At 47.1% G+C, this 21835-nt stretch carries 21 protein-coding genes and 1 pseudogene; 20 read left to right on the top strand and 2 right to left on the bottom strand.

What is annotated here, in order from left to right; all coding sequences use genetic code 11:
* The first annotated feature begins 93 nt into the window (after window positions 1-93).
* The 16 genes from ETP43_RS17305 (at window position 94) to spoIVB (ending at window position 18205) form a co-directional block, all read left to right on the top strand.
* Window positions 94-852 carry a class I SAM-dependent methyltransferase gene (locus ETP43_RS17305; RefSeq protein ID WP_129257859.1) on the top strand — a complete coding sequence of 253 codons (759 nt, stop codon included), beginning with the start codon at window positions 94-96 and terminating at the stop codon, window positions 850-852.
* Between the two features lie 15 nt (window positions 853-867).
* Entirely contained in the window at window positions 868-2568 is a 1701-nt protein-coding gene (locus ETP43_RS09280; RefSeq protein WP_129257858.1) for a M14 family metallopeptidase, read from the top strand.
* Entirely contained in the window at window positions 2565-3479 is a 915-nt protein-coding gene (locus ETP43_RS09275; RefSeq protein ID WP_129257857.1) for a LysR family transcriptional regulator, read from the top strand. Before ETP43_RS09280 ends, ETP43_RS09275 begins: the two co-directional genes overlap by 4 nt.
* A gap of 338 nt (window positions 3480-3817) precedes the next feature.
* A complete protein-coding gene (locus ETP43_RS09270; protein ID WP_129257856.1) occupies window positions 3818-5410 on the top strand; it encodes a peptide chain release factor 3 in 1593 nt (530 codons plus the stop codon).
* A gap of 114 nt (window positions 5411-5524) precedes the next feature.
* Entirely contained in the window at window positions 5525-5917 is a 393-nt protein-coding gene (locus ETP43_RS09265) for an Asp23/Gls24 family envelope stress response protein (protein WP_164979671.1), read from the top strand.
* Window positions 5918-5995: 78 nt separating this feature from the next.
* The gene (nusB, locus tag ETP43_RS09260; protein ID WP_022399074.1) at window positions 5996-6406 is read left to right on the top strand and encodes a transcription antitermination factor NusB; all 411 of its coding nucleotides are present in this window, start codon (window positions 5996-5998) and stop codon (window positions 6404-6406) included.
* A complete protein-coding gene (xseA, locus tag ETP43_RS09255) occupies window positions 6399-7643 on the top strand; it encodes an exodeoxyribonuclease VII large subunit (RefSeq protein WP_129257855.1) in 1245 nt (414 codons plus the stop codon). Before nusB ends, xseA begins: the two co-directional genes overlap by 8 nt.
* A 42-nt stretch (window positions 7644-7685) precedes the next feature.
* Entirely contained in the window at window positions 7686-7871 is a 186-nt protein-coding gene (gene xseB, locus ETP43_RS09250; protein ID WP_022399072.1) for an exodeoxyribonuclease VII small subunit, read from the top strand.
* Window positions 7872-8055: 184 nt separating this feature from the next.
* Window positions 8056-8943, top strand: a complete 888-nt coding sequence (locus tag ETP43_RS09245) for a polyprenyl synthetase family protein (protein ID WP_129257854.1) — start codon at window positions 8056-8058, stop codon at window positions 8941-8943.
* 15 nt (window positions 8944-8958) lie between these two features.
* Window positions 8959-10830 (top strand): 1-deoxy-D-xylulose-5-phosphate synthase, encoded by a 1872-nt coding sequence (dxs, locus tag ETP43_RS09240; protein ID WP_129257853.1) that lies wholly within the window; start codon window positions 8959-8961, stop codon window positions 10828-10830.
* A gap of 87 nt (window positions 10831-10917) precedes the next feature.
* A complete protein-coding gene (locus ETP43_RS09235; protein ID WP_129257852.1) occupies window positions 10918-11754 on the top strand; it encodes a TlyA family RNA methyltransferase in 837 nt (278 codons plus the stop codon).
* Between the two features lie 37 nt (window positions 11755-11791).
* Complete coding sequence (locus tag ETP43_RS09230) at window positions 11792-12664, top strand: NAD(+)/NADH kinase (RefSeq protein ID WP_129257851.1); 873 nt, start codon at window positions 11792-11794, stop codon at window positions 12662-12664.
* Window positions 12665-12676: 12 nt separating this feature from the next.
* Window positions 12677-13126 (top strand): arginine repressor, encoded by a 450-nt coding sequence (gene argR / locus ETP43_RS09225; RefSeq protein WP_129257850.1) that lies wholly within the window; start codon window positions 12677-12679, stop codon window positions 13124-13126.
* A 46-nt stretch (window positions 13127-13172) separates the two neighbouring features.
* Window positions 13173-14852, top strand: coding sequence for a DNA repair protein RecN (gene recN / locus ETP43_RS09220; RefSeq protein WP_129257849.1), 1680 nt, complete (start codon window positions 13173-13175; stop codon window positions 14850-14852).
* A 10-nt stretch (window positions 14853-14862) separates the two neighbouring features.
* Window positions 14863-16917, top strand: coding sequence for a GGDEF domain-containing phosphodiesterase (locus tag ETP43_RS09215; RefSeq protein WP_129257848.1), 2055 nt, complete (start codon window positions 14863-14865; stop codon window positions 16915-16917).
* A gap of 88 nt (window positions 16918-17005) precedes the next feature.
* Complete coding sequence (gene spoIVB, locus ETP43_RS09210; RefSeq protein ID WP_330546492.1) at window positions 17006-18205, top strand: SpoIVB peptidase; 1200 nt, start codon at window positions 17006-17008, stop codon at window positions 18203-18205.
* 127 nt (window positions 18206-18332) lie between these two features.
* Here the strand turns inward: spoIVB and ETP43_RS18445 are convergent.
* Window positions 18333-18437: pseudogene (locus tag ETP43_RS18445) on the bottom strand (DUF6783 domain-containing protein); the annotation flags it as partial.
* Between ETP43_RS18445 and ETP43_RS18440 the strand changes: the two are divergent.
* Genes ETP43_RS18440 through larC form a run of 3 tightly spaced genes read left to right on the top strand, consistent with a single transcriptional unit; the run spans window position 18396 to window position 20145 of the window.
* Window positions 18396-18593, top strand: coding sequence for a DUF6783 domain-containing protein (locus tag ETP43_RS18440; RefSeq protein WP_334295518.1), 198 nt, complete (start codon window positions 18396-18398; stop codon window positions 18591-18593). The pseudogene ETP43_RS18445 and the gene ETP43_RS18440 overlap by 42 nt on opposite strands.
* Complete coding sequence (locus tag ETP43_RS09205) at window positions 18518-18742, top strand: hypothetical protein (RefSeq protein WP_129257846.1); 225 nt, start codon at window positions 18518-18520, stop codon at window positions 18740-18742. The genes ETP43_RS18440 and ETP43_RS09205 overlap by 76 nt, the downstream gene beginning before the upstream one ends.
* 32 nt (window positions 18743-18774) lie before the next feature.
* Window positions 18775-20145, top strand: a complete 1371-nt coding sequence (gene larC / locus ETP43_RS09200; protein WP_129257845.1) for a nickel pincer cofactor biosynthesis protein LarC — start codon at window positions 18775-18777, stop codon at window positions 20143-20145.
* 75 nt (window positions 20146-20220) lie between these two features.
* On the opposite strand, the gene ETP43_RS09195 is transcribed toward larC, so the two are convergent.
* The gene (locus ETP43_RS09195; RefSeq protein ID WP_129257844.1) at window positions 20221-21252 is read right to left on the bottom strand and encodes a threonine aldolase family protein; all 1032 of its coding nucleotides are present in this window, start codon (window positions 21250-21252) and stop codon (window positions 20221-20223) included.
* A gap of 229 nt (window positions 21253-21481) precedes the next feature.
* Here ETP43_RS09195 and ETP43_RS09190 point away from each other — a divergent pair, with 229 nt between their 5' ends.
* Window positions 21482-21751 (top strand): FmdB family zinc ribbon protein, encoded by a 270-nt coding sequence (locus tag ETP43_RS09190; RefSeq protein WP_022399923.1) that lies wholly within the window; start codon window positions 21482-21484, stop codon window positions 21749-21751.
* Window positions 21752-21835: the final 84 nt, after the last annotated feature.

Here is a 21835-nt window from a genome sequence, read left to right as displayed (position 1 = left end):
ATAATGGCATTTATGAGTGGATGGTACATGCGCGTATCAGATATAGAGGAAATGGTCGGGCGTACATCTAAGTTAAGCGGAGGAACGGAATATATGGAATTACTGGAACAGATAGAGGACTATTGGACCGACAGAGCCGAAGGGTACTCTCAGGTCAATCAGGAAGAACTGGCGGGAGACAACCGGACGAACTGGAGACGGGAACTTGAGAGTCATTTTCCGGAAAACAGAACAAACGAAACCTATAAGATCCTGGATATCGGAACCGGTCCCGGATTTTTTTCGATTATTCTTGCGGAAGCCGGTTATTCGGTGATGGCGGTGGATTATACGGAAGCCATGCTGGAAGAAGCAAAAAAGAATGCGGGAGCACTTGCCAAGAAGATCACCTATCGTCAGATGGATGCTCAGCATCTTGATTTTGCGGATGAAACCTTTGACGCGGTAGTCAGCCGGAATCTGACCTGGAATCTCGAAGATCCGGCACAGGCGTATAAAGAATGGATGCGGGTACTGAAAAAGGGCGGAGTTTTGTTAAATTACGATGCCAACTGGTATCATCATTTATTTGATGCGGAAAAGAGAGCGGAGTATGAGAAAGACCGTGAGATGGTGACCGAGTCCGGGCTGGAGGATCATTATACCTGTACGGATATCGACACGATGGAAGAGATCGCAAGACAGGTACCGCTCAGCAGGATCGGACGTCCGCAGTGGGATCAGAATGTGTTGGAGAAACTGGGTGCGGAACATATCACAGTAGACGCGGAGGTCTGGAAACAGGTATGGTCCGAGGTAGAAAAAGTGAATTATCATTCTACACCGATGTTTGGCATTGAAGCAGTTAAATAATGAAAGAGGAACATTATGAGAAACGAAAATAAATTTCAGATAGCAGGACAGGAGATAGCCCCGGGAGAGAGATGGCAGGGAATGCTGACAATCGGAGACGGGGAGTTTGTTCTTCCGGCAGCAGTCCTGCATGGAGAAGAAGAGGGAAAGACGGTACTGATCACGGCTGCTGTACATGCAGGGGAATATGTCGGCGTGGAGACGGCTGTGGAGCTTGCCAATGAATTAAAGATCGAAAAAATCACAGGAACCGTAGTGATCGTGAAAGTGGTCTGTCCTGATGAATTTGAACAGAGAGCGGGAAGTCTCTGTATGGAAGATGGGAAAAATCTGAACTGGCAGTTCCCGGGAGATGCACAGGGGACAAGGACGCAGAGACTTGCCAGTGCGATGGAAAAAGATTTGCACAGTGTGGCGGATTACTATATCGATCTGCACAGCGGAGATAATTATGAAGATCTGACCCCATTTGTATATTATGCGGGAAAAGGAGAAAAAGAAGTTATCGAGATCGCCAGAAAGATGGCACAACATGTGGATGTTCCATATATGGTACGTTCTAATGTGGCGTCCGGCGGTTCTTATAACTATGCTGCATCCTGCGGAATCCCGAGTATCCTGATCGAACGCGGCGGCATGGGACGATGGACGAGAGAAGAAGTAGAATCCAATAAGCGGGATCTGAAAAATATCCTGCGTTACCTCGACATTTACCGGACAAACCGCGGCTACTGGAACCACTATCCGATGGAAGTGAATGATGTGGTGTATCAGTCAGCGAACCAGGCTGGTTTGTGGTATCCGGAGAAAAAACCGGGCGATATGTTCCTGGAGGGCGAAAAACTTGGAAAAGTGACCGATTACGAAGGAAAAACACTGGAGACAAGTTATGGTGAGTATGATGGTGTGATCCTTTTCCAGACCGGAAGTTTACAGGTCACAAAAGAAGGACCGATGATCGCCTACGGAAGAATCGCCTACGAAAAAGATGACCGGAAAGAGAAAATCGCCGGTTACTGGACGAAACGAAGCTCGGATTTTAAAGAACAGCGAAGAGAAGAACTGCATAGTCCGCTGGCGGGACGCTGGATGGAAGAAATTGATAAGTATTTACCGAAAGGGGAACATCTGCGGATTCTGGATGTGGGATGTGGAACCGGATTCTTCACGATTCTGCTGGCAAAGAGAGGGCATCAGGTAACCGGTATCGATCTGACACCGGATATGATCCTCCATGCGAGAGAACTGGCGAAAGAAGAAGGGGCAGATTGTGAATTTCATGTGATGGATGCGGAAAATCCGGAGTACGATGACAATACCTTTGACTTCGTGATTTCCCGAAATCTGACCTGGACGCTTCCGGATGCGCAGAAAGCCTATAAAGAATGGATGCGCGTGCTGAAACCGGGCGGTGTGCTGTTAAACTTTGACGCCAATTACGGAGCCGTTGATTTTACAGACACCTCAGATCTTCCGAAAAATCACGCTCATAACCAGATTGAAAATACACTGATGCAGGAGTGCGAAGATATCAAACGCCAGCTCTCCATCAGCAATTACGCCCGCCCTGCCTGGGATCTGGAGGCTCTCAGTAACAGCGGCGTGCAGCAGTTCCAGATTGATGTGGGAGTCAGCCAGCGTGTCTATATGGAAAAAAATGCATTCTATAATCCGACCCCATTATTTGCAGTCTGTGGAAAAAAAGGTGACTTATGATCGATATCAAACAGTTAAAATGCTTCATAACCTGTGCAGATGTCGGCTCTTTCAGCGAGGCGGCATCTGTTTTGTATACCACGCAGTCCAGCGTGAGTAAAGTGATCCGGGCACTGGAAGAGGAGATGCAGGCATCCCTTTTCATCAGAAATCCCCACGGAATCAGCCTGACACCAAACGGTAAACAGGCGTACGCTTACGCCAGCCGTGTACTGGAAAATGTGGAAGCGATGGCAGAACTGTCCACTGCGGGAGACACCCAGTGGCTGAATATTTCGTTCAATCCGAGTTCCTGGATGGCGGATTGCTTTGTAAAATTCTATCAGTTGCATGGAAAAGAAAATCTGCACTGTCAGGCACACACGGGAAAAATGCGTGAAGTGCTGGAACGCATCCATGAATACAAAGACGAACTCGGCTTCCTCTACGTGACCACCCGCCAGCAGACCGATCTGCAATACCTGCTGGTACGAAAACAACTGGAATTCGTCCCCCTGAAAGAACTGGACACCTGCCTGTACCCCGGCGGCGGACACCTGCAAAAAGAGGGAAAACCGCTCACCCAGGAAGAAATTCAGAATCTACATTATATCCAGAACTTCCTCGAAGACGCCAGAAACTACGAAGGCTGGAAACTGGACACAGACGACAACCTGACCCTCGGTAAAATCGACGTCTCCGTCGTAACCAACAGCGACTACATCATGGAAAAAATGCTGGATCACGGAAACCTCGCCAACATCAGCGGTGACACTCTCACCCCAGCCAAAACAAAATCCCGCCCCAGCATCCGCCTCACCCACGAGTCCAGCAAAATAACCTTCGGCTATGTAAAACGCGAAAACACCCCCCTAACCCCACTCGCCGAAACCTTTTTAACTTATATCAAACAGGAATTAACAGAAGAATAAAGAACAAAAAGCGACTAATTTCTTATATGTATAATATAACATATAAAAAATCAGTCGCTTTTTACTATCAGATATCTTTAAATTTCCATCCACGTCAGTTTTAGCCAGTAACAAGAAACGGAACCCGGGGGCAGCGGTTGTTCCACCCCCTGCCCCCGGGTTCTGTTTCGGCCCCTAGACAAAACCTCCACAAAAACCCCTTGACATCCCCAAATCCCATATACTACAATATCTACCGTATGAGCAAAAACCCAATCCGGTTCCTACATATATAAAAGCAACCGGAATTCAAATAACAAACCAACAAAACCCAATTCGAAAAATGGAGGAAAACCCCTGTGACAGACTACACAAAAGAAATTCAAAAACGGCGAACCTTCGCCATCATATCCCACCCCGATGCCGGAAAAACCACCCTGACTGAAAAATTCCTTCTCTACGGCGGCGCCATCAACCTCGCCGGAAGCGTAAAAGGAAAAGCAACCGCCCGTCACGCCGTATCCGACTGGATGGAAATCGAAAAAGAACGAGGAATCTCCGTAACATCCTCCGTACTCCAGTTCAACTACGATGGCTACTGCATCAACATCCTGGACACCCCGGGACATCAGGACTTCTCCGAAGATACTTATCGAACCCTGATGGCAGCCGATTCCGCCGTCATGGTCATCGACGCATCCAAAGGAGTGGAAGCACAGACCAGAAAACTCTTCAAAGTCTGTGCCATGCGCCACATCCCGATCTTTACATTTATCAATAAAATGGACCGCGATGCCAACGACACCTTCGAACTCTTAGACGATATCGAAAAAGAACTCGGTATCCCGACCTGCCCGGTCAACTGGCCGATCGGATCCGGAAAAAAATTCCGCGGTGTCTATGACCGAGATACCAAAAAAGTCCTGACCTTCTCCGATACCATGAAAGGAACCAAAGAAGGCCATATCGAAGAAATCGATATCGACGATGCAAAAATCGACGAAGTCATGGATGAAGATCAGAAAGAACAGCTGATGGATGAGATCGAACTGTTAGACGGCGCAAGCGCAGAATTTGACATGGAAGCTGTAAGCTGCGGAAAACTCTCTCCGGTATTCTTCGGATCTGCTCTGACAAACTTCGGTGTGGAAACCTTCCTGCAGCATTTCCTGACGATGACCACCTCACCGCTGCCAAGAACCGCAGACTGTGGCGTGATCGATCCGATGACGGAAGAATTTTCCGCGTTTGTCTTTAAGATTCAGGCAAACATGAACAAAGCCCACAGAGACCGAATCGCATTTATGCGTATCTGCTCCGGCAAATTCGATGCCGGAATGGAAGTCTACCATGTACAGGGCGATAAAAAGATGCGACTTTCCCAGCCACAGCAGATGATGGCACAGGATCGCCATATCGTAGAAGAGGCGTATGCAGGAGATATTATTGGCGTTTTCGACCCGGGTATTTTCTCCATCGGAGATACCGTGTGCACACCGGGTAAAAAATTTGCCTACGAAGGAATTCCTACCTTTGCACCGGAACACTTTGCAAGAGTCCGTCTGTTAGACAGCATGAAACGAAAACAGTTCGTCAAAGGTGTCAACCAGATCGCACAGGAAGGTGCTATCCAGATCTTCCAGGAATACATGGGAGGAATGGAAGAGATCATCGTCGGCGTTGTCGGTGTCCTGCAGTTTGATGTATTAAAATACCGTCTGGAAAACGAGTACAACGTAGATATCCGTCTGGAAAACCTGCCATACGAACATATCCGCTGGATCGCTAACAAAGAAGAAGTTGATGTGGAAAAACTGACCGGAACCTCCGATATGAAGAAGGTAAAAGACATGAAGGGCAATCCGCTGCTCCTGTTCGTAAACTCCTGGAGCGTAGGTATGACACTGGATCGAAACGAAAACCTGAAATTGGAAGAATTCAGCAAAAACTAAGGCAATTCCCCTTTTAATTTACGCAATTTTTTGATATAATAAATATAAATAATGGTTCCTGACTGAAAAATCAGAAAAAATCAGGACAACTCTTGATTATAAGGAGGGTTTGAGATGACAGAAAATAAAAAAGATATGCGTGACACGTATACCATATATGACGATCAGACCATTGGAAAAGTACAGATTGCAGATGAAGTTGTGGCAATTATCGCAGGTCTGGCAGCGACCGAAGTAGAAGGCGTGGCTTCTATGGCAGGAAACATCACCAACGAACTGGTTGGAAAACTGGGTATGAAAAACCTGTCCAAAGGTGTAAAAGTAGATGTTCTGGAGAACGTGGTATGCGTGAATCTGAACCTGAATCTGGAGTACGGATACAGTATTCCGGAAACCTGCAAGAAAGTACAGGAAAAAGTAAAAACAGCCATTGAAAATATGACTGGTCTGGAAGTTTCCGATGTAAACATCAGCATTGCCAGTGTAGCACTGGAAGAAGGAAAATAAAATAGAACGCAGGACGGAAGGAAAGGGGGTCTGGATGAGGCTCCCTTTTTTACTACTGACGAATACGAGGAGAAAACCATGGGAAGAAGAGAATTAAGAGAAAGCATTTTTCAGCTGCTGTTCATGACAGAATTTAACGACAATCAGGAGATGGCAGAACAGAAGCAACTGTATCTGGAAGGAATCGAAGACATCCAGGACAAAGATCAGAGTTATATTCAGGACAAATTTGAAAAAATCCGTGAAAAACTGCCGGAGATCGATGAAGCACTGAACGAGGCAAGCAAAGGATGGAAAACCAGCCGTATGGGAAAAGTAGAACTTTCTATCCTGCGTCTGGCAGTTTATGAACTGCGTTACGACGATGATGTACCGGGAAAAGTAGCGATCAACGAAGCCGTAGAACTGGCAAAGAAATTCGGCGGAAACGAAGCACCGGCATTTATCAACGGTGTACTGGGAAAACTGGCGAAAGAAGCCGATGAGTAGTGTATATTCTGTAGAACAGGTCAACAGATATATTAAAAATATGTTCACCCAGGACTTTATGCTGAGCCGGATCTCCGTAGGCGGTGAGGTGAGCAACTGCAAATACCACAGTTCCGGGCATATTTATTTTTCACTGAAAGATGGCAGTGGATCTCTGGCGTGCGTGATGTTTGCGGGACAGAGAAAAGGGCTGGCGTTTGCGATGAAAAACGGTGACCGGGTGATTGTTACGGGCAGTGTGGACGTATACGAACGCGATGGAAAATACCAGATGTATGCGAGAAAGATCACACTGGAAGGTGCAGGGATTCTCTATGAACGATTTCTTGCGTTAAAAGAAGAACTTGAAGAGATGGGAATGTTTGCACCGGAATACAAACAGCCGATTCCGTCATTCGTTCAGACAGTAGGTGTGGTGACAGCGCCCACCGGTGCGGTGATTCAGGATATCCGAAATGTGACAGCCCGGAGAAATCCATACGTGCAGATCATCCTCTACCCGGCGCAGGTGCAGGGAGAGGGTGCGGCAGAGAGCATCGTGGAAGGAATCGAAGCGCTGGATCAGCTTGGCGTGGATGTGATCATTGTCGGTCGTGGCGGCGGATCTATGGAGGATCTGTGGGCATTTAATGAAGAAATTGTGGCAAGAGCGATTTTTCACTGTTCTACCCCGATCATTTCCGCGGTAGGTCATGAGACGGATGTGACGATTGCCGATTATGTGGCGGATCTTCGCGCACCGACACCGTCGGCGGCAGCGGAACTTGCTGTTTTTGATTATCGTGTGTGGCAGGAGCTACTCGCGGGTTATGTGCGGAGACTGGAACTGTCCATGGACAGCAAACTGGAGATGACCAGGCAGAGACTGACGGAGAAAGCAGCACGTCTGGCATATCTCAGTCCGGAAAACCAGATCCGGGAGAAACGAATGTATCTGCTGCGGGCAGAAGAGAAACTTACCGAGCGGATGGAAAAAAAGTTACAGACAGAGAAAACCAGGCTGTATCTGTATGCGGAACGACTGCGCGGTGTATCTCCGCTTGAAAAACTGCAGCAGGGGCTCGGCTATATGGAACATGAGGACGGAACCCGGATTTCTTCCGTAGGACAGGTACGGGAGGGAGAACGGATGAAGACTTATGTCAAAGACGGTGTGATCTGGTCGAACGTAGAAAAAACAGAGAACTCGGATGCGTGGATCGTCAGCAGAGGCAAAGAAACGGATAACTGTGAATAGTTGTCGCTGACAGGCGTTAGAAATAGAAAAGAGACAGAAAATATGCCAAGAAAAACAGTAAGCATGGAAGAGGCGTTTCAGGAACTCGATGCGATCCTGGAACAGCTGGAAGGAAAAGATATTTCACTGGAAGATTCCTTTGCTTTATATCAGAAAGGTATGGAACTGGTGAAAACGTGTAACAGTAAGATTGACACGGTTGAGAAAAAAATGATAACGATTCAGTAGGAAGTATCCCGCGAGGTGTTTTGGCATGAATATGCCAAAATCCCGAGACATACAAGTCAAAATGCCATCACCGAAGGTGATTTTAAATGTATTTTGACTCGTAACTGTGAAGGAACTGAACAGTTACGAAAAGATGATAACGATTACAAAATAATGAGAAAATCCCGTAAGGTTGGTGAATAGAGTGAATTTTGAAAAAGAATTGCAGGAAAAGAAAGAGCAATGCGAAGAGATCATCCGAAACTATCTTCCAAAAGAAGAAGGATTTGCCGCACGGCTGGCGGAAGCGATGAATTACAGCATGGAGGCCGGAGGAAAACGGCTGCGACCGATCCTGATGGGCGAGGCGTATCGGATGTTTGGAGGGACATCAGCTGTCATTGAGCCTTTTCAGGCAGCGATGGAGATGATCCATACCTCTTCTCTGATTCACGATGACCTTCCGGCCATTGACAACGATCAGTACCGGAGAGGAAAAAAGACCACCCATGCAGTATATGGGGAGGCACTGGGGATTTTAAGCGGCGATGCATTACTGAATTATGCATATGAGACAGCCAGTGCGGCATTTTCCATGGAACCGGCGAATCCGGCGATTGGAAAAGCCATGGCATTACTTACGAGAAAGACTGGCGTGTACGGAATGCTCGGGGGACAGAGCGTGGATGTGACCAACGAAGGAAAACCCATGGAGCGGCAGATGCTGGATTATATATATGAAAACAAAACCTCGGCTCTGATTGAGGCTTCCCTGATGGTGGGAGCGATTCTGGCAGGAGCCACAGAGGAAGAGACCGCGCAGATGGAACAGATCGGCAGTAAAGTAGGGCTGGCGTTCCAGATCCGGGACGATATCCTGGATGTGACAAGCACGGAAGAAGAACTGGGAAAACCGATTCACAGCGATGAAAAGAATCAGAAACAGACCTATGTGACACTTCGCGGACTTGAGGGTGCGGCGGAGGACGTGGAGAGAATTTCAGAGGAAGCACTGGAACTTCTGGATACATTTCCTCAGAAAAATGAATTTCTCCGGGAATTGATAGGATATCTGGTGAACAGGAGAAATTAAAAAGGATGAATGCGTATGATACTGGAAAAGATCAAAGAGGCGAATGATGTAAAACAATTATCTCTTTCGGAATGTGAGCAGCTGGCACAGGAAATCCGTGATTTTTTGATTCGGTCGCTCAGTGAGACCGGCGGACACCTTGCATCGAATCTGGGTGTGGTGGAGCTGACCATTGCTTTGCACCGATTTTTACATTTTCCGGAAGATAAGCTGGTCTGGGATGTAGGTCATCAGGCTTATACACATAAGATTCTGACAGGAAGAAAAGAACAGTTTGCCACCCTTCGAAAGACGGGTGGCTTAAGTGGATTTCCGAAGAGAAAAGAAAGTGACTGCGATGCCTTTGACACTGGTCACAGTTCTACTTCGATATCCGCGGGACTTGGTCTGGTACAGGCACGGGATCTGAAGGGAGAGGACTATCAGGTTGTCTCCGTGATCGGTGACGGTGCGCTGACCGGCGGTATGGCGTATGAGGCGTTAAATAACGCGGCGGAATTAAAGAAGAATTTTATTATTATCCTGAATGACAATGAGATGTCGATCACCCGCAATGTGGGTGGGATGTCTTCCTATCTGGATCATATCCGGACGGCGGCACCGTACACAGAGCTGAAAATGGGCGTAACCAACGCTCTGAAAAAGATTCCCAAAGTGGGAGATGGCATGGTGGATGCACTTCATAAGACAAAAAGCAGCATCAAACAGCTGGTGATTCCTGGAATGCTTTTTGAAAATATGGGACTGACTTATCTTGGTCCGGTGGATGGACACGATATGCGGCAACTGGGAAAAGTGTTGCAGGAAGCAAAACGGAAGCAGGGTCCGGTACTGATCCATGTGCTGACAGAAAAAGGCCGTGGATATGAACCGGCGATGCGCCATCCGGCCAGATTTCACGGGGCAGCACCTTATGAGATAGAGACCGGACTTCCAAAATCGAATGGAAATCCATCCTATACCGACATTTTTTCAACAGTCATGCGAAAATTCGGCGACCGGGAACCGGATGTAGTGGCGGTATCGGCAGCAATGGTACCGGGAACCGGACTGAAACGGTTCGGCAATATGTTCCCGGATCGCCTGTTTGATGTGGGAATCGCAGAAGAACATGCGGTGACTTTCGCTGCGGGACTGGCACTTGGAGGCCTTCGCCCGGTGGTCGCGATTTATTCGTCATTTTTGCAGCGCGCGATCGATCAGATCCTGCACGATGTGTGTATGCAGAATCTTCCGGTCGTATTTGCCGTGGACCGCGCAGGTTTAGTGGGAAGTGATGGAGAGACACATCATGGATGTTTTGACTTAAGTTACCTGTCCATGATGCCGAATATGACCGTCATGGCACCGAAAAATAAATGGGAACTTTCCGATATGATGAAATTTGCCATCCGGCAGAACGGTCCGGTGGCAATCCGATATCCGAGAGGCGAAGCCTATACCGAGTTGGAAGAGTACCGGGCACCGATCGAGATGGGAAAAGCGGAAGTTCTGGAAAAAGGAAAAGAAATTGCCATTCTGGCAGTGGGAAATATGGTACGGACGGCCGTACAGGTGACAGAAAATCTCCGTAAAAAGGGATATGAACCGACACTGGTAAATATGCGGTTTGTGAAACCACTGGATACGGAGCTTCTGGATATTATAAAAGAAGATCACAGTCTGATCGTCACCATGGAAGAAAATGTAAAATCCGGCGGTTTCGGAGAACAGGTGATGACATATTATGGAAGCAGAATGCATGGTCCGGCAGTGCGGATCGTTGCGATCGAAGACCGGTTTGTGCCGCATGGAAGTGTGGAGGATCTGATGCGTCAGCAGCAGATGGACAGTGATTCGGTGACAGAACGGGTGCTTCAGTGGCAGACGAAAGTAAAAACGAAGTAGTTATTCAGTATGCGTAACTGTGAAAGCAGTGAACAGTTACGGACAGAGCAAAACTGCAGATACAGAAATAAGACAGGAGATACAGGAATGAAAGAACGATTGGATGTACTGGTAGTCAGCCGTGGACTGGCACCGTCAAGAGAAAAAGCGAAAGCGATCATTATGGCGGGCAATGTGCTGGTTGACGGACAGAGAGAAGATAAAGCGGGATCCATGTTTAAAGATACGGTAGAGATCACGGTAAAAGGACATACCTTACCGTATGTCAGCCGAGGTGGACTGAAACTGGAAAAAGCCATGACACACTTCGGTGTTACGCTGAAAGATAAGGTCTGCATGGATGTCGGAGCTTCTACCGGAGGATTTACCGACTGCATGCTGCAAAACGGTGCGGTGAAAGTATATTCCATCGATGTCGGACACGGACAGCTGGACTGGAAATTAAGAAATGATGAGCGTGTGGTCTGCATGGAACGGACCAATATCCGTTATGTCGTGCCGGAAGATATTCAGGAATTATCCCAGTTTACTTCGATCGATGTATCATTTATTTCTCTGACCAAAGTTCTTCTTCCGGTGAGAAATCTGCTGACCGAAGACGGAGAGGTCGTATGTCTGATCAAACCGCAGTTCGAGGCGGGAAGAGAAAAAGTAGGCAAAAAAGGTGTGGTGAGAGATCCGGCAGTGCACCGGGAGGTCATCGAGATGGTGACCGCGTATGCACAGAGTATTTCTTTTGCACCGTGTCATCTGGAATTTTCCCCGATCAAGGGACCGGAGGGAAATATTGAATACCTGCTGCATCTGAAAAAACTTCCGGAAGGAGAACACTGCGAGGAAGTACCATTTGAGATTGCAAAAGTCGTGGAGGCGGCACACGAAGAACTGTCATCAACAACCCCGCATCCTGCACAGAAACGCTGAAAATACAGGATGATACGGGAAACAGAGAGTGAGCATCATGGATAAATTTACGATCATAGTCAACGGAGCAGAAAACAGAAGAGGGAAGAATCAGGCGGTTGCCGGAAAGATTGCAGACTATCTGAAAAATCATCAGAAAGAATGTGTGATTCTGCCGGCAGGTGAGAAGAAAGAAGGACAGTCCTATTCGTATACAGATCCGGAGCGGATCCCGGAGGGAACGGAATGTATCATTGTGCTTGGGGGAGATGGAACGCTTCTTCAGGCAGCAAGGGACGTGGTGGATCTGGAGATTCCGTTGTTTGGTATTAATATGGGAACGCTCGGTTATCTGGCGGAGATCGACCAGTATTCGATCTACCCGGCGATGGACCGGCTGATGAGTGACCGGTTTACGATTGAAAAGCGAATGATGCTGTTCGGAACCTTGATCCATGAAGGGCAGGCAGCGGGCAGCGATATCGCCCTGAATGATATTGTGATTAGCAGAGAGGGCTCTCTGCGTGTGGTACGGTTTAACAATTATGTCAATGATACTTATCTGAACACCTACAAGGCGGATGGAATCATTATTTCCACGCCGACGGGATCGACCGGCTACAGTCTGTCTGCCGGTGGTCCGATCATATCTCCTGCGGCATCCATGATTCTGATGACACCGCTGGCACCGCATACCCTGAATACCAGAAGCATTGTATTTTCACCGGAAGATGTGATCGAGGTGGAACTGGGAGAGGGAAGAGATGGCAGTATCGAGAGCGGCATGGCGTATTTTGACGGTGCAGCCGCGATGCCGATGGTGACCGGTGACCGGATACGGATCGAAAAATCAACCAAGGCAACCAGGATCATCAAGATCAACAACATTAGTTTTCTGGAAATTCTTCGTAAGAAGATGCGAAATAATTAGGAGCGAATAATCATGAAGATAGAGAGACATTCCCAGATCATCCGTCTGATCAGTCAGTATGATATCGAGACGCAGGAGGAACTGGCAGAAAAACTGAACGAAAGCGGTTTTCAGGTGACACAGGCAACGGTATCGAGAGATATCCGGGAACTGAAACTGACGAAAATATCCAAACCGGGCGGGGGTTCCCGCTATGCGGTACTGCAAAGCGTCGATCAGGAGATGAGCAGAAAATACACGAATGTGCTGCGTACCTCTTTCCAGTCGATGGATCTGGCACAGAATATCCTGGTCGTAAAGACCGTATCCGGTATGGCGATGGCGGCCGCTGCAGCACTTGATGAGATGCAGATTCCGGAGATTGTAGGCAGCATCGCAGGGGACAATACGCTGATGTGTGTGGCACGAAGTGCAGACGAAGGTCTGGTACTGATGGAAAAGATTCGGAAAATGATTGTATAGACAAAATTTTTATTAACATGGAGTACATTACTTAAAAAGGAGCAGAATGCTAACATATTTACATGTAAAAAACCTGGCCCTCATCGATGAGGCAGAAGTGGAATTCGGGCCGGGATTAAATATTCTTACCGGTGAGACAGGAGCCGGTAAATCTATCCTGATGGGTTCCGTAAACCTTGCACTCGGACAGAAAATGTCCAGAGAAATGCTGCGCGATGAAGAAAAACCTGCGCTGGTGGAACTCATTTTTCAGGTGGACAATCCAGGATGCGTGGAACGATTAAAAGAGAAGGAAATCTCTGTGGAAGAAGGGCAGATCATTATATCCAGAAAACTCACCGGAAACCGGAGTATCAGCCGATTAAATGGTGAGGTTTGTACGGCTGCCCAGATCCGGGAGATCTCTTCTCTTCTTTTGGATATACACGGGCAACACGAACACCAGTCCTTGTTGTACCAGGATCAGCAGTTAAAGATTCTGGATGCCTACGGGAAAGAAGCAATTCAGGAGAAAAAACAGACCGTCCGGGAGCATTTTCAGATCTGGAGTCAGAAAAAGAAAGAACTGACATCCTATCAACTGGACGAAGAAACCAGAAAACGGGAAATTTCTTTTCTGGCATTTGAACTGCAGGAGATCGAGGAAGCAGGACTTCGCCCGGGTGAGGATGAAGAACTGGAAAAACAGTACAAAAAGATGTCATCGAGCAGAAATATCCTCGAAGCGATGGCAGCAGTCAGAGGCTATACAGGCAACGACAATGGCGCACAGGATCTGGTCGGCCGGGCCGTACAGGAGACAAACCGGATGCTTGGAGTCGATGAAGCGCTGCAGCAGATTGCAAGCCTTTTACAGGATGTGGAAAGTCTGCTATCTGATGTGAATCGTGAAGTCAGCGACTATGTGGAAAATATGACGTTTTCCGAGGAAGAATTCTATGAGACAGAACAGAGACTGAACCTGCTGAACCGTCTGAAAGCGAAATACGGTTCTACCGTAAAAGAGATTCTGGCATGCCAGGAAGAAAAGCAGAAAGAACTGGATCGCCTGTATCATTTTGAACAGTATAAAGAAAAACTGGAAAAAGAGACGCAGAAAGCGGAGGAGGAACTGGCAGCTGTCTGTGGTGAATTGTCTGAATTGCGTAAAAATTATGGAAAACAGCTGGAAGAGCGGATCATTCAGGGATTACAGGATCTGAATTTCCTGGATGTGAAGTTTGAGATTAATTTTGAGATTACGGAACACTATACGGCAAATGGAAACGATAAAATCTGCTTTACGATTTCCACAAACCCGGGAGAACCGTTACGACCGCTGGCAAAAGTGGTATCCGGCGGTGAGCTTTCCCGTATCATGCTGGCGATCAAAACGATCCTTGCGGATAAAGATGAGACAGAGACGCTGATCTTTGACGAGATCGACACCGGTATCAGCGGAAGAACGGCACAGAAAGTATCGGAGAAGATGGCAGTGATCGGAAGAAACCATCAGGTGATCTGTATCACGCATCTGCCGCAGATCGCAGCGATGGCGGATGAACATTTTGAGATCGCCAAAAAGACGGATCATCAGGTGACAAGAACACAGATTCGTCTGCTGGATGAAGACGCTTCGGTAGAGGAGATTGCAAGGATCCTTGGTGGCGCGCAGATCACCGAACATACGATGGAAAGCGCAAAAGAGATGAAAGAACTGGCACGAAAGAAGAAGGAAGAACTATAGGGGGAATACCATGGGAGGATCTTTAAAAGAGACATCCTACGAAAAACGGATACAGCGACTGATGCTTCTCGGAGAAGACGGGGATCAGTATGGTCTGTATATTGACATTTCGAATAATATCGTATGGGAAGTAAAAAACCCGGAACAGGCGTGCTGGGAAGGCGAGACAGGGCGCGCCGGTGGAGTCACGGCGTGGCTGAAAAAGCAGATTTATCCGTACATTATGGATAACGAAGAAGAACAGAAATTCCGTCGTACTTTTATGCAGGGAGAACTGCTGCGGCTTTTCCAGTCGGGGCAAAGACAGGTACAGCTTGGCTACCGGTTCAGAAAAGGAAAGTACATTACTTATTATCATGTAAATATAGAGATGTTTGAACATCCCCGGAAACACACGATCGAGTGCTGTGCAATCTGGAGAAATGATACCATCCCGTATGTCAATCGGGTGATCAGCAAGGTACTTTTACAGGATAAATACCGGATGATCGCTGTGCTGGATATTCAGGAAAAAACAGTATTTGTACGGAAACATACATTTGATGATATGGAACTGGTCTGTGACCAGCCGCTGGAATACCGTGAGTTTATTGAAAAACTGTGTGAACATCGGGTGGAAAAGAAAGACAGAGACTGGTTTGTAACTTCCACTCGTCTGGACTATATGGAAGAAAACTTACAGATGGCAGGGACATATTCACTTACGGTTTATAATGAGGAGCGCGGAGCAGAACGATATACTTACCGATGGCTGGATAAAGAGTACCGGGAGGTGCTGATCGCAGTGGAAGACCGGACGGTGGAGATGGAAAAGGATCCTCTGACCGGTTATCTGAACCGCAGCGGATTTCTTCGAAAGACAGAGCATATTTTGAAAAAGAATGCAGATCAGTATCAGTTTGCTGTAATTTATTTTAATATCCGCAAGTTTTCTGGTTTGAATGATGTCTATGGCTATGAAAATGGGGATAAGATCATCCGCTCCTATATGGATCGGATCCAGAACAGCGTGCTTCGCCCACTGGCACTGGGACGGGTATCTGCTGACCGGTTCCATGCACTCGTCGATGTGAAGAATCTGGAACTTTCCGAACTGGGAAAACTGTTGCAGTATCCGGTGCGGATCCGCGGGGAACAGGTGGAAATCTACGGCCGCTGTGGAATTTATTACATTCCGGAGCACTGTGATCTGGATGTTTCTCAGATGTGCGATCTGGCAAAAATGGCAAAAAATAAGATTTCCAACCAGTATATGCAGCCGTATGAGATTTATCAGGAGAATATGAAGACCGAGTACGGGCAGAAAAATCTGGCACTTCTGAATCTGGAAAAGGCGCTGGAACAGGAAGAATTCGTAGTCTGTTACCAGCCGGTGGTAGATGGACAGACCGGGGAAATTGTATCAGCGGAAGCGCTCGTTCGCTGGAACAGTTCAGGGGCAGAACCGATGGTTCCGTCGGTGTTTGTACCGGAACTGGAGGACAGCGGATATATCACAAAACTGGATACCTATATTGACCAGACGGTTCATCGGTTTCAGGAAGAACGGTATTGTCAGGAAAAACGGATGGTTCCGGTGGCAGTGAATCTTTCAAGGATGGATCTGATGGACGGGCGGATGACGGAGCGGATCTTTACGGAGATTCAGGAAACAAAGGTTCCGAAACAGTATTTTCGATATGAGATTATTGAATCTGCATGCACAATTATCAGCACGCAGGGAGAAGAATTCCTGGAAAGTCTGAGACAACAGGGCGTTCAGATTTTTCTGGATGATTTTGGAACCGGAGTTTCCACGTTCGAGACGGTACGAGATTATACGTTTGACGCCTTGAAGTTGGATATGGGATTTGTCAAAAAAATCGGAAAAGATCAAAAAAGCGATGCAATCGTGGTATCGATCATTGATCTGGCGCATCGGATGGGAATGAAAGTCGTTGCAGAAGGCATTGAAAATCAGCAGCAAAGTGATTTCCTGCGTGCGCATGGCTGCGATTACTTACAGGGTTTCTACTATTATAAGCCGATGTCCGCAGAAAAATTTTCCAAGCTTCTGGATAAATAATGAAAAACAACAAAAAACTGCAAGTGTGAAATAAACGCTTTGTCACATACTAACGGAGAAGACAAAAACGAAAGGATGTGGCGGAAACTTGCAGGAAAGACAGAAAAAATATCGAAAATTTTTGTGGTACGCTCTGGCGGGGACGCTGCTGGGTTTATTTGTATTAATATATGGAACTTTGAAGGAAAACATACCGGATGAACTGTTTGTCTATGCAGACGAGGAGACGGACTGGGAGACATTTTTTGACGATCCGCTGATCTCTTACGATGAGACCGTGGAGGTTTCGCAAAATGACAGCTATCAGATCCGGTGCAGCTGGCTTGGTGTACTTCCATTAAAAACGATCAAAGTCAATACCGTGGAGAAGCAGGAAGTGCTGGCTGGCGGATCGCCCGTTGGGATCTACATGGAGACAAAAGGCGTCCTTGTGATCGACAGCGGCGAGATTACGGACCGGGAGGGAATCCGCCGGACACCGGCAGAACATATTATCCAGCCGGGAGATTATATCTGCGAGATTGACGGAGAAGTCCTTACAGGGAAAAAACAGCTGATGCAGCTGGTGAAAGAAAATCAGGGCGAACCGATGGAAATGCAGGTGATCCGCCACCAGGAGACGATTCAGCTGGAAATGACCCCGGTACAGACCGCAGACGGTTCCTATAAACTTGGTATCTGGGTGCGGGATAATATTCAGGGGATCGGAACATTGACGTTTGTGGAACCTGACGGAACCTTCGGAGCACTTGGTCACGGAATCAGCGATGTGGATACGGGAGAACGGCTGGAAATCTCAGATGGTGATCTCTACCATGCGGATATTTTATCAATCCAGAAAGGAACTGCCGGTACACCGGGGGAACTGCGAGGCGTGATCAATTACAGGGAAGAAAACCGGATTGGAACGATCAGCGGTAATTCCCAGTATGGCATCCGCGGGCAGTTAGATCCGGGTAAATACACGGAATCCATGGAAAAGATCCCGCTAGGACTCAAACAGGAGATCCAGACCGGAGCTGCCGCGATCCGCTGCGATATCGGGGATGGAATCCGGGAATACGCATGTGAGATTCTCGAAATTGATGCGAATGCAAGGGACACGAACAAATGCTTTGTCCTTCGGATCACAGATTCCGACCTCCTGTCAAAAACCGGTGGAATCGTTCAGGGAATGAGCGGATCCCCTGTGATCCAGAACGGCAAACTGATCGGTGCGGTAACTCATGTATTTGTTAACGATCCGACGAAAGGATATGGGATTTTTATAGAAAATATGATGGGATGATCCGAGAGGCAGAGAGTGCAAAAAATAGCTTTCCCAAAAATCCGGATGAAATTTGCCGGAAAGGATTGACCTGAAGTATGGTTTAAGGAGTATAATACATCTGTTATGCGCTGGATCATGGAATTAATTATATCGACCTAGAGCGTGTCTGAAAAATCATTTCCGCAATCTGCAAACCCCACTTTGCGGTATATTTTACCCTCATTCGGTTGCCGTAGCCCGCTACGCCGCCCTCATTCGGATAAAATCTCCCACAAACTGGGACTCGCAGCTCACGAAAAGCCTTTTTCAGACACGCTCTAGCGGGCGGTCATGCCGCAATCTTCCCGGAAATCGGAAAAGCACTGGAGGGAAGAAGAGAGAAACTATTCGATCATCAGCACCCTGACCCCGGATGACACCAAGGGAAAATGCGTATACTGCAAACACTGTCATCCATGTCCGGCAGGCATCGATATCGGTCTGGTAAACAAATATTACGATCTTTCCAGACTGGGTGATACGCTGGCAAAAGAACATTATAAAAGGAATTCATAGTAAGAAAGAAATAAAACAAGGGAAACGAAGAAATGGGACAGAAATTATATTTGGAATGTTATTCAGGAATTAGCGGGGATATGACGGTGGCAGCACTGTCCGGGCTTATGAAAGACCGGACACCACTGTTTCGGGTACTGGATCATATGCCGGTGGAAGGATTTTCCTATGAATTAAAACAGGTAAAAAAATCCGGGATCGACGCCTGGGATTTTCTGGTAAAACTGGATGCACAGCATGAGAATCACGATCATGATATGGCGTATCTTCACGGACACAGCCATACACATGACCATGAGCATCATCACGACCATGAACATCACCATGATCATGTACATGCAGAGGAGCATCGTTATGATCCGGAACAGGCGGAAACGATACATACGCAGGATGGAACTGGGCATGAAGAGAAGCACCATCACCATCATCACGAACATCGCGGACTGGGAGATATTTTCCCGATCATTGACCGGTGTGAGATGACGGATACGGCGAAAGAACTGGCAAAACATATTTTCCGGATTCTGGCGAAAGCAGAAGCGAAAGCGCACAATGTACCGGAGGATCAGGTACATTTTCATGAGGTGGGGGCAGTAGATTCTATTGTGGATATTGTTGCAGCTGCGGTCTGCATGGACAGCCTGCAGGTGGATGGCGTGATCGTTCCGTTTCTTTGTGAGGGAAAGGGAACCGTGCGCTGCCAGCATGGTATCCTTCCTGTACCGGTTCCGGCGGTTACCAATATTGTCCAGAACAGCGGTCTGAAACTGCGGATGACACAGGTAGAAGGAGAACTGGTAACTCCGACAGGAGCAGCTTTTGCGGCAGCAGTCCGCACAGAAGAAACGCTCCCTGAGACATTCCGCATCCTCAATGTGGGAATCGGCGCCGGCAAACGCAAATACGAGTGCCCGGGTATTCTCCGCGCGATGCTGATCGAGACGGAAGAGAAGAGAGAAGACAAAATTTGTAAACTGGAAGCCAACATCGACGACAGCACCGGTGAACAGCTTGGCTATGTTCTCGGCTCCCTGATGGATGCCGGTGCCAGAGATGTGCACTACACTCCTGTCTTTATGAAGAAAAACCGTCCGGGATGGCAGCTGAATGTGATCTGTATGGAAGAAGATCGCGAGAAACTGGAAGAGATCATCTTCCGGGAAACTACGACCATCGGCATCCGCAGACAGAACATGGATCGGACGGTGCTTCGGAGAACGAAAAAAACAGTACAGACGCCTTATGGGGAAGCCGAGGTAAAGATCTGTGAAAAAGATGGATTGAGAAAAGTCTACCCGGAGTACGAGTCGGTGACACGGCTCTGTAAAGAGAGCGGAGCAACGTTTCAGGATGTGTTTGAGAGTGTGAAACACTCGGCGGGGGAGACGATCAAAACAGTATAAGATGCATTAAAAACATTATTTTATATACAAGAAATGCCGCGTATATAAAATAATGTTTTTTTAATGTGTTCGCAATTACAATTTTTCAATATCCGCAATTAACTGCGCGACTTCCTCTTCTGTAGTAGCCCAGCTTGTACAAAATCTTGCAACAATTCCGTCCGGTGTATTTCCGGTTTTTTCAAATGTATAATTTTTGCCAAGAATATCCTGCTGCTGAGGGGAGAGAATCACAAACTGCTGATTCGTAGGACTCTCCACCCAGAAAGGAATCCCTTTTTTTGCAAAAGCATCCCGGATCTTCATAGCCAGCATATCTGCTTTCCGTGTGATTTCAAAATAAAGATCATTCTCCAGTAATGTATAAAATTGCAATCCCAGAAGCCATCCTTTTGCCAGAACCGCTCCGTTCTGTTTCATATAAGCCTTAAATCTGCGTTTCAGATTGTCCGAAGTGATCACAACAGCTTCTCCAAACAGTGCGCCACATTTCGTTCCGCCAAAATAAAAAACATCCGTAAGTGCTGCAAAGTCTTCAACCCGGATATCATTTTCTGCGGCGCCAAGCCCATATCCAAGCCGTGCACCGTCCACGAACAGATACATTCCGTATTTATCACATACTTTGCGGATCGCTTTCAACTCTTCGAGTGAATACAAAGTTCCCTGTTCGGTAGGAAAAGAAATGTATACCATTTTAGGCTCTGTGTAATATTCCGGTTCATTTTCTTCGTAATAGGAACGGGCACAGGCATCAATCTGTGCAGCGGTAATCTTTCCATCTTTATTTGGAAGCGTCTGAATCTTATGATTTGTATTTTCCACAGATGCAGCCTCATGACAGTTAATATGCCCGGTATCCGCAGCGATTACACTCTGTACAGAAGAGAGTGCGCTGGCGATCACAATAAAGTTCGCCTGTGTAGCACCTGGGAAAAAGTGAACGGCGGCATCCGGACAATTCACCTTTTTACGGATCAGATCAGCTGCCTTTTTACACCATTCGTCTTCGCCGTATCCTCCAAAACTATCGTTATTGATAACCGTGAGCGTCTCCAGAATCTTCGGATGAGCGCCGTGATTGTAATCATTGTTAAAACGTATCATAATATATAATCTCCCTACATAATAGTCTGCGTCGGCTCCGCAAGTTAAGCTCTGTGAGCCGAAAAACATCTGTAGTTATTGTATCGACTACAGGGAAAAATAGCAAGATGAAAATGCGATGCAGCAGATATTCTTGCTATCCGATTGTGAGAATGGTAAAATGAAATACAAGTAAAAAGGATGACAGGCGGATGATAACCTGTTGTCAAAAGAAAAGAGGAGAATAACAATGTATTATGTACCCGATGGCACCAGAGAGTGTGGATTTTATGAATGTAAAAAATGTGGAAACCGCTTTTTATCCCTACAAACTATGAAAAAAATTCCCTGCCCGGATTGTGAAGCAGAGATTGACTATGAAATCGGCCCGGATGAGTCTCTGGAGGATGTTCTTGATACCGCAGAACTCATTGAAAAAATTGAAGGCGTAGAAGAAGTAGAAAAAATGGATGCTCTGCTGAGCCTGGCAATCACTGGTGGAGATGACAGTTGGATTTAAAGAGAAATAAAATATAAAAGCAGCCATATAGAAGAATGAGATGTCCCTCAAAGTTTCTTTTATATGGCTGTTTTCATGTAATTA

It is taken from the genome of Blautia faecicola (assembly GCF_004123145.1).
In the GTDB taxonomy this organism is placed as follows: domain Bacteria; phylum Bacillota; class Clostridia; order Lachnospirales; family Lachnospiraceae; genus Oliverpabstia; species Oliverpabstia faecicola.
This window is presented reverse-complemented; position numbering and strand designations above follow the sequence as displayed.

Bases quoted from the DNA above. Each gene is read 5' to 3' on its own strand.
- ETP43_RS17305 (WP_129257859.1), top strand. From the start codon at position 94: ATGGAATTACTGGAACAGATAGAGGACTATTGGACCGACAGAGCCGAA.
- ETP43_RS09280 (WP_129257858.1), top strand. From the start codon at position 868: ATGAGAAACGAAAATAAATTTCAGATAGCAGGACAGGAGATAGCCCCG.
- ETP43_RS09275 (WP_129257857.1), top strand. From the start codon at position 2,565: ATGATCGATATCAAACAGTTAAAATGCTTCATAACCTGTGCAGATGTC.
- ETP43_RS09265 (WP_164979671.1), top strand. From the start codon at position 5,525: ATGACAGAAAATAAAAAAGATATGCGTGACACGTATACCATATATGAC.
- nusB (WP_022399074.1), top strand. From the start codon at position 5,996: ATGGGAAGAAGAGAATTAAGAGAAAGCATTTTTCAGCTGCTGTTCATG.
- xseA (WP_129257855.1), top strand. From the start codon at position 6,399: ATGAGTAGTGTATATTCTGTAGAACAGGTCAACAGATATATTAAAAAT.
- xseB (WP_022399072.1), top strand. From the start codon at position 7,686: ATGCCAAGAAAAACAGTAAGCATGGAAGAGGCGTTTCAGGAACTCGAT.
- dxs (WP_129257853.1), top strand. From the start codon at position 8,959: ATGATACTGGAAAAGATCAAAGAGGCGAATGATGTAAAACAATTATCT.
- ETP43_RS09235 (WP_129257852.1), top strand. From the start codon at position 10,918: ATGAAAGAACGATTGGATGTACTGGTAGTCAGCCGTGGACTGGCACCG.
- ETP43_RS09230 (WP_129257851.1), top strand. From the start codon at position 11,792: ATGGATAAATTTACGATCATAGTCAACGGAGCAGAAAACAGAAGAGGG.
- argR (WP_129257850.1), top strand. From the start codon at position 12,677: ATGAAGATAGAGAGACATTCCCAGATCATCCGTCTGATCAGTCAGTAT.
- recN (WP_129257849.1), top strand. From the start codon at position 13,173: ATGCTAACATATTTACATGTAAAAAACCTGGCCCTCATCGATGAGGCA.
- ETP43_RS09215 (WP_129257848.1), top strand. From the start codon at position 14,863: ATGGGAGGATCTTTAAAAGAGACATCCTACGAAAAACGGATACAGCGA.
- ETP43_RS09205 (WP_129257846.1), top strand. From the start codon at position 18,518: ATGCCGCAATCTTCCCGGAAATCGGAAAAGCACTGGAGGGAAGAAGAG.
- larC (WP_129257845.1), top strand. From the start codon at position 18,775: ATGGGACAGAAATTATATTTGGAATGTTATTCAGGAATTAGCGGGGAT.
- ETP43_RS09195 (WP_129257844.1), bottom strand. From the start codon at position 21,252: ATGATACGTTTTAACAATGATTACAATCACGGCGCTCATCCGAAGATT.
- ETP43_RS09190 (WP_022399923.1), top strand. From the start codon at position 21,482: ATGTATTATGTACCCGATGGCACCAGAGAGTGTGGATTTTATGAATGT.